The sequence below is a fragment of the Variovorax sp. FW305-3-2-15-B-LB1 genome, from assembly GCF_058787635.1.
In genome coordinates this window covers 23,459-36,284 of the sequence record NZ_JBYSZY010000012.1, presented here as the reverse complement: position 1 = coordinate 36,284, position 12,826 = coordinate 23,459, and the positions used below count along the sequence as shown (strand labels likewise).

At 67.1% G+C, this 12,826-nt stretch carries 11 protein-coding genes; 1 reads left to right on the top strand and 10 read right to left on the bottom strand.

Features of this window, described 5'->3' with window-relative positions; genetic code table 11:
* Positions 1–24 precede the first annotated feature (24 nt).
* The 5 genes from AC3WQR_RS10120 to AC3WQR_RS10100 all read right to left on the bottom strand — a co-directional run bounded on the left by AC3WQR_RS10120 (position 25) and on the right by AC3WQR_RS10100 (position 4,953).
* A complete protein-coding gene (locus AC3WQR_RS10120; protein WP_492741920.1) occupies positions 25–852 on the bottom strand; it encodes an ATP-binding cassette domain-containing protein in 828 nt (275 codons plus the stop codon).
* The gene (locus AC3WQR_RS10115) at positions 849–1,841 is read right to left on the bottom strand and encodes an ABC transporter ATP-binding protein (RefSeq protein ID WP_070061677.1); all 993 of its coding nucleotides are present in this window, start codon (positions 1,839–1,841) and stop codon (positions 849–851) included. Before AC3WQR_RS10115 ends, AC3WQR_RS10120 begins: the two co-directional genes overlap by 4 nt.
* A 6-nt stretch (positions 1,842–1,847) precedes the next feature.
* Positions 1,848–2,732: an ABC transporter permease gene (locus AC3WQR_RS10110; protein ID WP_159274476.1), complete on the bottom strand. Its 885-nt coding sequence runs from the start codon at positions 2,730–2,732 to the stop codon at positions 1,848–1,850.
* Positions 2,729–3,679 carry an ABC transporter permease gene (locus AC3WQR_RS10105; RefSeq protein WP_070061679.1) on the bottom strand — a complete coding sequence of 317 codons (951 nt, stop codon included), beginning with the start codon at positions 3,677–3,679 and terminating at the stop codon, positions 2,729–2,731. Before AC3WQR_RS10105 ends, AC3WQR_RS10110 begins: the two co-directional genes overlap by 4 nt.
* A 182-nt stretch (positions 3,680–3,861) precedes the next feature.
* Positions 3,862–4,953, bottom strand: coding sequence for a tartrate dehydrogenase (locus AC3WQR_RS10100; protein ID WP_070061680.1), 1,092 nt, complete (start codon positions 4,951–4,953; stop codon positions 3,862–3,864).
* 273 nt (positions 4,954–5,226) lie between these two features.
* Here AC3WQR_RS10100 and AC3WQR_RS10095 point away from each other — a divergent pair, with 273 nt between their 5' ends.
* Positions 5,227–6,084: an aldo/keto reductase gene (locus tag AC3WQR_RS10095; protein ID WP_492741919.1), complete on the top strand. Its 858-nt coding sequence runs from the start codon at positions 5,227–5,229 to the stop codon at positions 6,082–6,084.
* A gap of 4 nt (positions 6,085–6,088) precedes the next feature.
* Here AC3WQR_RS10095 and AC3WQR_RS10090 read toward each other — a convergent pair whose 3' ends face one another.
* From AC3WQR_RS10090 to AC3WQR_RS10070, 5 genes are all read right to left on the bottom strand, one after another.
* The gene (locus tag AC3WQR_RS10090) at positions 6,089–7,579 is read right to left on the bottom strand and encodes a nucleobase:cation symporter-2 family protein (protein WP_492741917.1); all 1,491 of its coding nucleotides are present in this window, start codon (positions 7,577–7,579) and stop codon (positions 6,089–6,091) included.
* A 232-nt stretch (positions 7,580–7,811) separates the two neighbouring features.
* The gene (locus AC3WQR_RS10085; protein ID WP_062479384.1) at positions 7,812–8,573 is read right to left on the bottom strand and encodes a GntR family transcriptional regulator; all 762 of its coding nucleotides are present in this window, start codon (positions 8,571–8,573) and stop codon (positions 7,812–7,814) included.
* Between the two features lie 14 nt (positions 8,574–8,587).
* Positions 8,588–9,325 (bottom strand): aspartate/glutamate racemase family protein, encoded by a 738-nt coding sequence (locus tag AC3WQR_RS10080; RefSeq protein WP_070061684.1) that lies wholly within the window; start codon positions 9,323–9,325, stop codon positions 8,588–8,590.
* A 27-nt stretch (positions 9,326–9,352) separates the two neighbouring features.
* Entirely contained in the window at positions 9,353–10,846 is a 1,494-nt protein-coding gene (locus tag AC3WQR_RS10075) for an NCS1 family nucleobase:cation symporter-1 (protein ID WP_492741916.1), read from the bottom strand.
* A gap of 219 nt (positions 10,847–11,065) precedes the next feature.
* A complete protein-coding gene (locus tag AC3WQR_RS10070; protein ID WP_492741915.1) occupies positions 11,066–12,760 on the bottom strand; it encodes a CehA/McbA family metallohydrolase domain-containing protein in 1,695 nt (564 codons plus the stop codon).
* Positions 12,761–12,826 lie beyond the last annotated feature (66 nt).

The following is a 12,826-nucleotide window of genomic DNA, read 5'->3' as shown; positions in this document are numbered from 1 at the left end:
GCTGCCGGTTCGACCCGTTCGGGCCTACCGCGATGGCGTGTGCAGCACGGCCGACAGCAAGGTGCGTGTGTATGGGTGTTGCGCGTGGGCAAAAAGTTCGGCGGGCTGGCCGCGTTCCACGATCTGGCCCTTGAACACCACGCACACCTCGTCGCACAGGTGGTTGACCACCGCGAGGTCGTGGCTGATGAGCAGGTAGCTGATGCCGAACTGCTGCTGCAGGTCCTGCATGAGGTTGAGCACCTGGGCCTGCACCGACACGTCGAGCGCGCTCACGGGCTCGTCGGCCACGATGAGCTTGGGCCGCGTGATGAGGGCGCGCGCGATCGCGATGCGCTGGCGCTGGCCGCCGGAGAACTCGTGCGGGTACTTGTCGAGGTCGGTGGTGCGCAGGCCGACGGCCGCGAGCGCTTCGGCGGCGCGTTCGCGCTGTTCGGCACGGCGCGTTTCGGCCAGCGCTTCGAGCGGCTCGGCGACGATGCGGGCGACGGTCTGGCGCGGATCGAGCGAACCGTAGGGGTCCTGGAAGACCATCTGGAAGTCGCGCCGCGCGGTGCGCAGCTCGGCCTTCGAGAGCGCGTGCAGGTTGCGGCCTTCGAGCGCGACGCTGCCCGAGGTCGGGGTGTCCAGCGCCATCACGAGGCGCGCGATGGTCGACTTGCCAGAGCCCGATTCACCGACGATGCCCACGCTCTTGCCGGCCTGCATGCTGAAGCTCACGCCATTGAGGGCCTTCACGGTGGGCGGCGGGCCGAAGAGCTTTTCGCGCGGCAATGCGTAGTGCCGCACGAGGTCGGTCACCTGCAGCAGCGGGGTCGAAGAGGAAGACGTCGAAGTCATCGGGGTGCTCATGCGGCGGCCAGCGTGGCGTGCGCGGCGACGGCGTCGAGGTGCAGGCAGCTCACCGCATGGCCGTTGGGTTGGCGCGCCACCGGCGGCTTCGTGGTGTGGCAGGCGTCGGTCGTGAAGTCGCAGCGGCCCGCGAAGCCGCAGCCGCGCGGAATGTCGACCAGCTCGGGCACGCTGCCGCGGATGGTGGGCAGCCGGCCCGCGCGCACGGCGCCGAGCGCGGGGCGCGCCGCGAACAGGCCGCGCGTGTAGGGGTGGGCGCGGTCGGCAAAGACCGTCTCGGTCGGGCCGCTTTCCACCGCGCTGCCGCCGTACATCACGAGCATGCGCTGCACGCTGCTGGCGATCACGCCGAGGTCGTGCGAGATGAGGATCAGCGCCATGCCCATTTCGGCGACCAGGCCCTGGATCAGGTCGAGCACCTGCTTCTGGATCGTCACGTCGAGCGCGGTGGTGGGCTCGTCGGCAATCAGCAGGTCGGGGCCGCAGGCCAGTGCCATCGCGATGCCGATGCGCTGGCGTTGCCCGCCGGAGAACTGGTGCGGGTAGGCGTCGAGGCGCGAGGCGGCATCGGGAATGCCGACGCGGTCGAGCAGGTCGAGCGCTTCCTTGCGCGCCTGCGCCTTGGTGAGGCCGCGGTGCAGCATCAGCGGTTCGCCGACCTGGCGCGCGATGGTGTGCACGGGGTTCAGCGCCGTCATCGGTTCCTGGAAGATCATGCCGATGCGGTTGCCGCGCAGCTGGCACATCTGCTTTTCGGGCAGGCCCACGAGTTCCTGGCCGTCGAGCTTGATGCTGCCCGTGACCTTGGCGGTGGACGGCAGCAGGCCCATGAGCGACATCACGGTGATCGACTTGCCGCAGCCCGATTCGCCGACGATGCCCAGCGTTTCGCCGCGCTCCAGCGAGAAGGAAATGCCGCGCACGGCTTCGGCCGGCCCGCGTTGCGTCTGCAGGCCGATGTGGAGGTCGTTGACTTCGAGGAGGGGCATGGCGGTCTACCTTGCGCGGGCCAGGCGCGGATCGAGCAGGTCGCGCAGACCGTCGCCCAGCAGGTTCAGGCCGAGCACCGCGAAGGCGATGGCCATGCCGGGGAACACCGCGAGCAGCGGCTGCTGGAACATGAGGGTCTGGGCTTCGCTGAGCATGCGGCCCCATGAAGGCTGTGGTGGTTGTGTGCCCAAGCCGAGGTAGGAGAGGGCGGCTTCGGCCAGGATCGCGATGGCGAAGCGGATCGTGATCTGCACGATCAGCACGGCGGAGATGTTCGGCAGCACGTGCTGCATGGTGATTGCGAACGATCCCTTGCCGCAGGCGCGCGCGGCGGCGACGTATTCGCGCGACCAGATGGCGTTGGCCGAAGCGCGCGTGATGCGTGCAAACGTCGGGATGTTGTAGATGCCGATGGCGATGATGGCGTTGACGATGCCGGCGCCGAACACGGCGGTCATCATGATGGCGGAGAGGATGGCGGGGAAGGCGAGCGTGAAGTCCGACAGGCGCATCACCGCCTCTTCGACCCAGCCGCGTCTCGCAGCAGCGAGCAGTCCCAGCGCGGTGCCGACCACGAGGCCGATGCCCACGGCGATCACGCCGACGAGGATGGACGCACGCGCACCCACCAGCAGCAGCGAGGCCACGTCGCGCCCGAAGGCATCGGTGCCGAGCCAGTGCGTCGCCGAAGGGCCCTGCATCTTGTTCGCCATGTCCATCGCGTAGGGCGACCACGGCGTCCAGACGAAGGAGATCAGAGCCGCCAGCAACAGCAGCAGCGCGAACACGCCGCCGATGACGAAGCTGCGGTGCTTGACCGCGCGGCGCCAGAAGCCGGGCGCGAGGGGCGCGGCGGATGCGGGCACGGAAGGGGAGAGGATGGCGCTCATATGTCGCTCGCCTTGATGCGTGGGTCGATGACGGCATACAGCACATCGACCACGAAGTTCACGATGACGACCATGGCCGCGAGCAGCATCACGCAGTTGCGCACCACGATCAGGTCGCGGTTGCTGATGGCCTGGAAGATCAGGCGGCCCAGGCCGGGCAGGTAGAACACGTTCTCCACCACGATGGTGCCGGCCAGAAGTTCGGAGAACTGCATGCCCATGACGGTGATGACGGGGATCATCGCGTTGCGCAGCACGTGGGTCCACAGCACCATGCGCTGCGACACGCCCTTGGCGCGTGCGGTGCGAACGAAGTCTTCTCGCATCACCTCGAGCACGGCGGAGCGTGTGATGCGCGCAAGGATGGCCGCCTGCACCACTGCGAGTGACAGCGCGGGCAGCAGCAGCGATTTCAATCCCGCGAAGATGCCTTCACCCCAGCCCTCGAAGCCGCCGGCGGAGAACCACTGCAGCTGCACCGAGAACACGAGGATCAGCAGGATCGCGAACCAGAAGTTGGGGATGGCGATACCGACCTGGGCCATGCCCATGAGGCCGACGTCGCCGAGCTTGTTGTGGCGCGCGGCGGCGGTCACGCCTACGAGCAGGGCGATGACGACAGTGAGGGCCATCGCCATCACGGCCAGCGGCACGGTGAGGGCCAGGCGCTCCAGGATCAGGTCGATGACGGGCGAGCTGTAGGCGTAGCTGTCACCGAGGTTGCCGGTGAGCAGGCCGCCGATCCAGTGCCAGTAGCGGGTCCACGCGGGCTGGTCCAGGCCGAGCTTGGTGGCCAGGGCGGCGACGGCGTCGGGCGAGGCGTCGGGGCCCATGAGCATCTGCGCGGCATTGCCCGGGAGAATTTCGAGCACCAGGAACACGATGACGGATGCGCCGATCAGCGTGCCGATGAGCGTCAAGGTGCGCTTGAGCAGGAACAGGCCCATGGTTCAGTGGCTCCGTTGTTTGTCGCTGTTCGGGGCGTGTGCCCAGGCCACCGGGTACTTCCCTCCGCGAATGTCCCCCGCCCTTCGGGCTCCTCCTTGATTTCGCTGCGGGAAGCACCCAGTGCCCTGGGCACCGGGACGCAGCGCGTTTTTTCCAACGCGACAAGGAAGGCCGAGAGGTGTCATGCCGAAGCGATGCACTCGGCAATCGCGCGGCCCACGTCCACCGTGTTGGCGGTGCCGCCCATGTCGCGCGTGCGCGGGCCTTCGCTGAGCACGGTCTCGATCGCCGAGAGCACGGCGGCCGAGGCCTGTGCGTACACGGGGTCGTTGTCGCCCAGGTGGTCGAGCATGAGCGCGGCCGACCAGATCTGGCCGATGGGGTTGGCGATGCCCTTGCCTGCGATGTCAGGGGCCGAGCCGTGCACGGGTTCGAAGAGCGACGGGAACTTGCGCTCCGGGTTCAGGTTGGCGCTGGGCGCGATGCCGATGGTGCCGGTGCAGGCCGGGCCCAGGTCGGAGAGGATGTCGCCGAACAGGTTGGAGGCCACGACCACGTCGAACCAGTCGGGGTGCTGCACGAAGTGCGCGCACAGGATGTCGATGTGGTACTTGCTCGTGGCCACGTCGGGGTAGCGCGTGGCGATCTCGGCCAGGCGCTCGTCCCAGTAGGGCATGGTGATCGAGATGCCGTTCGACTTGGTGGCGGCCACCAGGTTCTTGCGCTTGCGGCGGTTGGCGAGCTGGAACGCGTAGTCGATGATGCGGTCGACACCCACGCGGGTGAACACGGCTTCCTGGATGGCCATCTCGCGCGGCGTGCCTTCGAACAGGCGCCCGCCGACCGAGGTGTATTCGCCTTCGGTGTTCTCGCGCACGACGAGGAAGTCGATGTCGCCGGGCTTGCGGTGCGCCAGCGGGCCGGGCACGCCGGGCATCAGGCGCACGGGGCGCAGGTTGACGTACTGGTCGAAGTCGCGGCGGATCTTGATGAGCAGGCCCCACACGGCGATGTGGTCGGGCACCTTGGCAGGATCGCCGACGGCGCCGAAGTAGATGGCGTCGTGGCCCTGGATCTTGTCGGCCCAGTCGGCCGGCATCATCAGGCCGGTGCGCACGTAGTGGTCGGAACCCCAGTCGAAATGGTCGTACGCGAAATCGATGCCGAAGCGCCGACTGACCGCGTCGAGCACGCGAAGGCCCTCGGGCATGACTTCGACGCCGATGCCGTCTCCGGGAATGACGGCAATCCTGTGCTTTTGCTTCTGCTGCATTGACTCAACCTGTTCCTGAACCGTTTCGATAAGAGCGCCGACGCTTGTGACACCGGGCCGTCAAAAAATTCTAGGAGCGGGTGGGGCGCGCGCGATGGGGGTTGGCACCCACCGGGCATTGACAAAAAGCGAAGGCCAAAACGCCAGAACACGGCGGAAGATAGGCAATTGATGGTCATCGAACTGACTTGAGCTTCGAAAAATTAGAAGGCGACGGGGGCGGAAAACCCGCACCCGGGCACCCGCCTTGAGGGCCTGCGTACCATCGTGCCCATGCGAACACTTCCACTCCCCACCGGCGGCGAGATGCCGGTTCTCGGTCTCGGCACCTGGCGCATGGGCGAGGACGCCACCCGTCGCGCGGCCGAGGTGGCCGCGGTGCGCGAGGCCATCGGCCTGGGCTACCGCCTGATCGACACGGCCGAGATGTACGGCGAGGGCGGCGCCGAGACGGTGGTCGGCCAGGCCGTGGTCGAGGCGCTGCGCGCGGGCGACGTGCAGCGCGAAGACCTCTTCATCGTCAGCAAGGTCTACCCGCACAACGCCAGCCGCCGCGGCACGGGGCAGGCCTGCGAGCGCAGCCTGGCGCGGCTGGGGCTGGAGCGCATCGACCTGTACCTGCTGCACTGGCGCGGCAACCACCCGCTGGCGCACACGGTCGAGGCGATGTACGAACTGGTGGCGGCCGGCCGCATCGCCCACTGGGGCGTGAGCAACTTCGACACCGACGACATGCAGGAGCTGGCGCAGGTCATCGGCAACGGTCCGGCCTGCGCGGCCAACCAGGTGTACCTGTCGCTCGGCGAGCGCGGCCCCGAGTTCGACCTGCTGCCCTGGCAGCGCGAACGCGGCATGCCGCTGATGGCCTACAGCCCGATCGACCAGGGCGCGCTGGCAGGGGACGAGGCACTGGGCGCTCTGGCGGCGGACCTCGGCGTGAGCGCCGCACAACTGGCGCTGGCCGCGGTCATCGCGCGCCCGGGCGTGGCGGCGATTCCGAAGGCGGTGCGCAGCGCGCACCTGAAAGAAAACAGGGCTGCCGCCGAGCTGCAGCTCGATGCGACGACCCTGGCGGCGCTGGACCGGATCTATCCGGTGCCGAAGCGCAAGACGCCGTTGGCGATGATCTAGTTCGTCAGTGCGCGTCGGCGTGCTTGGCCGCCGCGATCACCGCCTCTTCATCGTGCTTCGCACCGTTGAGGAACAGGTTCAGCAGCACGGCGGTAATCGACGCCAGCAAGATGCCCGACTCGATCAACGAGTGAATGGCATGCGGCATCCACTGCTTGAAGTTGGGGGCGATCAGCGGAATCATGCCGACACCGATGGCCACGGCGACGATCATGGCGTTGTGGCGGTTGGTCTTGAAGTCCACGCCCGACAGGATGCGGATGCCGGTGGCGGCCACCATGCCGAACATCACGAGGCCGGCGCCGCCGAGCACCACGGTGGGCAGCGACTCGACCAGCGCGGCCATCTTCGGCAGCAGGCCCAGCACGATCAGGATCACGCCGCCGGCCACGCAGACATAACGGCTCTTGATGCCGGTGACGGCCACGAGGCCCACGTTCTGCGAGAAGCTGGTGTACGGGAAGGTGTTGAAGATGCCGCCGATGAGCGTGCCCAGGCCGTCGGTGCGCAGGCCCTTGGCCAGGTCTTGCTGGCTGATCTTGCGGTCGGTCATTTCGCCCAGCGCGAGGAACATGCCGGTCGATTCGATCATCACGACGATCATGATGAGCGTCATCGTGAGGATCAGGATCGGGTCGAACAGCGGCATGCCGAAGTGGAAGGGCAGCACGACGTCGACCCAGGCGGCCTTGCCGACCTTCTCGTACGTCATGAGACCGGTGATCGACGCGACCACCGCGCCGATCACGATGCCCAGCAGTACCGAGATGTTGGCGATGAAGCCCTTGGCGTACTTCACGATGAGCAGGATCGACACCAGCACCAGCGCGGCCACGCCGAAGCCCGACAGGTCGGCGTACTTGGGGTTGGGCACGGTGGGCATGATGGCGAAGCCCTTGGGCACCGCGGGGATCGAGCTGCCCGGCGAGGTGACCTCGGCCAGCCACTTGGCGTACACCGGGTCTACCAGCGCGGGCGCCGTCGGGCCCACGGGGTTGCCGAAGATCCAATTGATGCCCACGCGCATCAGGCTGATGCCGATGACCGCGATGATCGTGCCCGTCACCACCGGTGGGAAGAACCGCAGCATGCGGCTCACCAGCGGCGCGATCAGTATCGATATCACCCCCGCGCCGATGATGGCGCCGAACAGCAGCTGCGCCCCGTTCTGCCCGGGGTTGGCGTTGGCGATGGCGACCATGGGCGCCACCGAGGCGAAGGTCACGCCCATCATCACGGGCAGCTTGATGCCGAACCACTGCGTGGCGCCCAGCGCCTGGATCAGCGTGGCGATGCCGCAGCAGAACAGGTCGGCCGAGATCAGCAGCGCGACCTCGTCGGGTGAGAGCTTGAGCGCGCGGCCCACGATGAGCGGCACCGCGACGGCGCCCGCATACATCACGAGCACGTGCTGCAGGCCGAGGGCCGCGAGCTTGCCCGAAGGCAGGCGCTGGTCCACGGGATGGACATTGCTGGAAAGGGAATCTGCCGTCATCGTTGTCTCCTGGCGCGGCGAGGGGAACGGAGCAGTGATGCGCGTCGCAGAGCCGTCGCGCACACCAGTTGTGTACGCGAAACTGTATACAATTTATGCGGCAATCCGGATTCAGGTAAACCCGAATCCGGCGAAGAAGCGCTGTAGGAGGCGCGCGCCAAGGCATCCGGCGTTTCGGCCGGCGCTTAGGTATGGGGAGTGGGGCGCGTCAGCGACGCGTGGGCTCAGCGGTTCAGGCCAGCAGTGCCTTGACCAGGTCGAGCTGGCGGTCGGGCTTCTCGGTGCCCAGTTCGAGGCTCGCCTCGATGCGTTCGAGGTGCTCGATCATGCAGGTCACGGCCGCTTCCACGTCGCCCTTGCGGCACAGGCGCAGGAAGTCGGAATGCTCGTCGGACGAGCAGTGCGGGTCGTTCGACGAGTGGTAGAGCATCGCGATCAGCGAGCTGCGCGCCACGAGTTCGCGCACCATCTCGGCCAGCGTGTGGTTGCCGGTGGCTTCGGCCAGCGCCACATGGAAGTCGCCCAGCAGTTTCTCGCGCACCGTGCCCATGGTGGTGCTCTGGCGCAGCGCGGTGCGCTCGAACTTGATGTGCTGCTCGAGCGTCTGATAGTCGCGCGGCCGGGCGTTGGCGATGAACAGGCGCACCACCTCGCGCTCGAGGATGCGGCGCACCGCGAACACTTCGCGCGCCTCGTCCACCGTGGGCTGGCAGACGAAGGCGCCCTTGTCGGGAATCATCTCGATGAGCTTGTCCTTCGACAGCATCAGGAGGGCCGCGCGCACCTTGGTGCGGCTCACCGAATAGACGCGGCCCAGCGCCTCTTCGCGCAGCCAGGTGCCGGGCGGCAGGCGCTTCTCGACGATCGCGGTGGCGATGTCGTTGGCGATGCTCTCGATGGAACTGTTCTTGTCGGCCGGCGCCGTGCCGTTCTCGGCCGGTGCGGCAACGGGGGCGGCGGAAGGGACGGAGGTTTTGGAACTGGCGCGGGGCATCCGTCGATTGTGGCTCAGCGCGTGAGGGTGAAGGCCTCGAGCGCGCCGATCATGGGCTTGGGCAAGGGCCTTGCCAGCTCGCCGCGCTTGCTGGTGCGCAGCTTCAGGGCTACCAGCGATTCGATGAGCTTGGTGCCCGCGGCCACGCCGTCGATCACCGGCACGCCGAGCACCTGCTCGATGTGCGCGCACAGATCGGTCATGCCGGCGCAGCCGAGCACGATGCAGTCGGCACCGTCTTCTTCGAGCGCACGCCGGCACTCGTCGACGATGCGCTCGCGGGCGTTGGAGCCCGGTTCTTCCAGCTCGAGCACCGGCAGCTCGCAGGCGCGCACGTTGGCGCAGAAGCGCTCCATGCCGTAGATCTCGGCCAGGTGCCAGGCCTGGCCCATGGTGCGGCCCAGCGTCGTCACCACGCTGAAGCGGCTGCCGATCATGCTGGCCAGGTGCATCGCGGCCTCGGCGATGCCGACCACGGGGCCGCGCGCCAGCTCGCGCGCCGCCTTCAGGCCCGGATCGCCGAAGCAGGCGATCACGTAGCCGTCGATGCCGTCGCGCTCACCCGCGGCGATCTCCTGCAGCAACCCCGGCACGGCCAGCGCCTCGTCGTAGTGGCTCTCGATGGAGACCGGCCCCATGGCCGGGCTCACGGCCACGATCTCGGTGCCGGCGTGCGCCACCGCGCGGGCGCAGGCACCGATCTTCTCGGTCATGCTCCAGGTGGTGTTGGGGTTGATGATCTTGATGCGCACGGCGCGGTCCCTTCTTCGGTCAGTTTTTCAAGTCTTGTTGTTGCGGTTCAAGAGCACGTAGAGCACGAAGCCCAGGCCCATGCCGATGAACCACGCATAGTTGGCGGCGCCGCGCAGCGTCGGCACCATCACGCACAGGATGGGCACGAGGGCCGAGGGCACCAGCGCCTGGATCGCCTTCGGGTTGTAGCCGCCGCTGTACCAGTACTGGCCCTGCTTGCTCATGGTGTAGAGCGCGTCGACATCGATGCGCTGCTTGCGCACGATGTAGTAGTCGGCAATCAAAATGCCGAACAGCGGCCCGATGAACGAGCCCAGCACGTCCAGCGTGTAGTGGATGACCTCGGGGCTGTTGTAAAGGTTCCAGGGCGTGAGAAACACCGAACCCACCGCGGCGATCATGCCGCCCGTGCGCCAGCTGATGTGCTGCGGCGCCACGTTCGAGAAGTCGAAGGCCGGCGACACGAAGTTGGCCACGATGTTGATGCCGATGGTGGCGATCATGAAGGTCAGCGCGCCCAGCACCACGGCCGTGGTGCTGTCGATCTTGCCCACGGTGTGCACCGGGTCGGTGATCAGTTCACCAAAAACGGGCAACGTGGCCGCCGTGGTGATCACGGTGAGCAGCGAGAAGAACACGAAGTTGATCGGCAGGCCCCAGAAGTTGCCCTTCTTCACCGCGTCGAAGCTCTTGCCGTAGCGCGAGAAGTCGCCGAAGTTGAGCATCGGGCCGCTGAAGTAGCTCACCACCAGCGCGATGGCCGAGAGCATCACCGGCAGCGCGTCCCAGCCCTGGAACTTGATGCCGCCCAGGTTCAGGTCGATGTTGCTCCAGCCGGCCTTCCACACCAGCCAGCCGCACAGCACGGCCATCACCACGTACACCGCCGGGCCGGCCCAGTCGATGAACTTGCGGATCGCTTCCATGCCGTGCCAGAACACGAAGGCCTGCAGCACCCACATGACCATGAACGCCACCCAGCCCAGGGCCGAGAGGCCGACGAAGCCGTACTGCGCCACGTCGGCATACGGCGCCAGGCCCGGCGCCATGTGCAGCGCCAGCACCATGAAGGCCGCCGACGCCAGGTAGGTCTGCACGCCGTACCAGGCCACCGCGATCAGCCCGCGGATGATGGCCGGGATGTTGGCGCCCAGCACCCCGAAAGAGGCGCGGCACACCACGGGGTAGGGCACGCCCGTCACCTGGCTGGGCTTGGCCACCAGGTTGCAGAAGACCTGCACGATCACGATGCCCACCAGCAGCGCCACCAGCACCTGCCAGCTCGACAGGCCCAGCGCGAACAGGCTGCCGGCCGTGATGTAGCCGCCCACGCTGTGCACGTCGGACATCCAGAACGCAAAGATGTTGTATTGCCCCCAGGTCTGCTTCTTCAGCGGGGCGAGGTCCTCGTTGGTCAGGCGCGGGTCGTAGCCCGGCTTGATGAGGGCGTTCGATTCCGCGTGCGGCGCGATGCCGGCTTCGCTGGCCCCGGCGGGGGCATGGCTGGCGACTGTGCTCATGGTCTTTCCTCGTACTTGGTTGGGATGAGGGACTTTTTGACGCAAATTTCGCGCCGTCTTTATGGGTGCGTTATTTGTATACAAAAATTGAACCCAATCAAGACCATGCGGGGAATCATATATCCGTAGATTCCCTGATGCGGAAGGGTAGGGGCAAAGAAAAAGCGCCGTGCCCCGCGAGGGACATGGCGCCTTGGAGGCCGGGGGCGAGGGCGCCGCCTACTGTGTCGCCACCTTCACGAACACCGGATTCGAATAGAACCACAGGTCGTTGTAGTTGCGCGCATTGATCGCATTGAAGCGCGTGACCGGGTCGTCGCCGGCCGGCGTGGGCGTGCGTGCATCGAACAGCGGCTCGCCGCCCGCCGTTTCGTTCGGCACGTCGGTGCCCAGGTTGGTGCCGCGCAGGCGGAAGTACTGGTTGTTGCCGGCCTTCACGGTGTAGGTCACCGCGAAGTAGCCTTCGGTGTCGAGTGTCCAGTCGGCGCGGGTGAAGCGCTTGACCACGCGGGTCGTCGGGTTGGTGTCGCGTGCATAGCCGGGCGTGCCCGGGAGTTCGCGGCCGGTCACGTCGCCTGCGATGAGGTCGATGTGGTCGACCACCGGCTTCACGTTGGCGTACACGCCGCTGCCGAGCTGGTACTCGAAGTTGTTGCGCTCGGGGCTCTTGAAGCGGATGGTGATCTTCAGGTCTTCGCCGGGTTTGGCGCTCACTTCGGCGCCCATCTCGCCCGCGCCCTTGGCGCTTTGCACCTTGAAGTCGAGCGCGTCGATGAGGCCGCCGTTGACCGCGAACAGCTTGCCCGAGCGCATCGCGGTGAGCAGCGACTTCGGGTCCTTGATGTCGCCCCAGAGGTGGTTCCTGGCGTACTCGCCGGGCGCGTAGCCGCTGCTGTACAGGCCTTGCGAGGTGGTGAAGTGGTAGTCGGAGTCGGCCGTGTTCCAGATGCGGCGGCCTTCGGACAGCAGCGCGTCCCAGGTGCCGCCGAGTTTGGCGACGAGGTAGTCGACGCCGCCGTAGGTGCGCGAGGGCAGGTTGGCTGGCGTGTAGGCGCTGTTGTAGCCGCCGCGGTCAGGCTCCATCTGGTTGCCGACCATGCCTTCGAGCGAGAACACGATGTCGGGCGCGGCATCGTTCATCTCGCGCAGCTGGGCGGCTGTGTACTTGCCGGGGTTGCGCGAGGGGTGGTTGATCTGCAGGTAGCTGCTGTCGGGGTAGTTCTTCTTTAGCCAGGCGATGGCCTTGAGCACGTCTTCGTGCGTGGTGAAGGCGCGCGCATCCTTGGCGTTCCATGCCGCGACATCGGCGGCCGGGAACAGCGCGGGGTCGCGGTTGGTGAACAGGTATTCGAACTGGCTCACAGCCTTGAGTGCCGCGTCCGACATCGGGCTGTCGGTCAGGATGCCGACGTTGCCGTGGTCGTGCGTGGCCATGTCCCACTCGAAGGACGCGAAGATCGTCTTGTCGGTGTACTTGCCGCCGGCCTGCAGCGCCTTGATGCGCGGCACCTGGTGGTCGGCCATGCCCTTCGAGAACGGAATCTGCGCCGGCAGCTTGCGGCCGTCGTTGTCATAGGAAGACAGGCGCAGGTGGTCCGAGATCGCGACCCAGTCGAGGCCGAAGGTGTCGAAGGCCTTGGCGAGCACCTGGTCGAGCGTGGAAATCTGCTGCGTGTCGTCCGACTGGATGGTGTGGACATGCAGGTCGCCCACGGTCCAGCGGCCGGCGGGTGCGGCCGGAGGTGGCGCGGCGGGCGAGGGCGCCGGTGCAGGGGCCGGCGGTGCGATGGGCAGGCCGGCGAACGGCGCACCGCCGCCGGAGCCGCCGCCGCACGCGGTCAGCAGGGCCGCGCCGAGCGCGAGGGTGGAGAAAAGGGACGTGCGAAAGCGGGGCGCGGGAGGCAGGATTTTCATGGCGACACAAACAGCAACGGCCAGCGAATGGCTGGCCGCCGCTTCGGGATTTCAATGAGGCGGAAC

Bases quoted from the DNA above. Each gene is read 5' to 3' on its own strand.
- AC3WQR_RS10105 (WP_070061679.1), bottom strand. From the start codon at position 3,679: ATGGGCCTGTTCCTGCTCAAGCGCACCTTGACGCTCATCGGCACGCTG.
- AC3WQR_RS10110 (WP_159274476.1), bottom strand. From the start codon at position 2,732: ATGAGCGCCATCCTCTCCCCTTCCGTGCCCGCATCCGCCGCGCCCCTC.
- AC3WQR_RS10115 (WP_070061677.1), bottom strand. From the start codon at position 1,841: ATGCCCCTCCTCGAAGTCAACGACCTCCACATCGGCCTGCAGACGCAA.
- AC3WQR_RS10100 (WP_070061680.1), bottom strand. From the start codon at position 4,953: ATGCAGCAGAAGCAAAAGCACAGGATTGCCGTCATTCCCGGAGACGGC.
- AC3WQR_RS10095 (WP_492741919.1), top strand. From the start codon at position 5,227: ATGCGAACACTTCCACTCCCCACCGGCGGCGAGATGCCGGTTCTCGGT.
- AC3WQR_RS10070 (WP_492741915.1), bottom strand. From the start codon at position 12,760: ATGAAAATCCTGCCTCCCGCGCCCCGCTTTCGCACGTCCCTTTTCTCC.
- AC3WQR_RS10075 (WP_492741916.1), bottom strand. From the start codon at position 10,846: ATGAGCACAGTCGCCAGCCATGCCCCCGCCGGGGCCAGCGAAGCCGGC.
- AC3WQR_RS10120 (WP_492741920.1), bottom strand. From the start codon at position 852: ATGAGCACCCCGATGACTTCGACGTCTTCCTCTTCGACCCCGCTGCTG.
- AC3WQR_RS10085 (WP_062479384.1), bottom strand. From the start codon at position 8,573: ATGCCCCGCGCCAGTTCCAAAACCTCCGTCCCTTCCGCCGCCCCCGTT.
- AC3WQR_RS10090 (WP_492741917.1), bottom strand. From the start codon at position 7,579: ATGACGGCAGATTCCCTTTCCAGCAATGTCCATCCCGTGGACCAGCGC.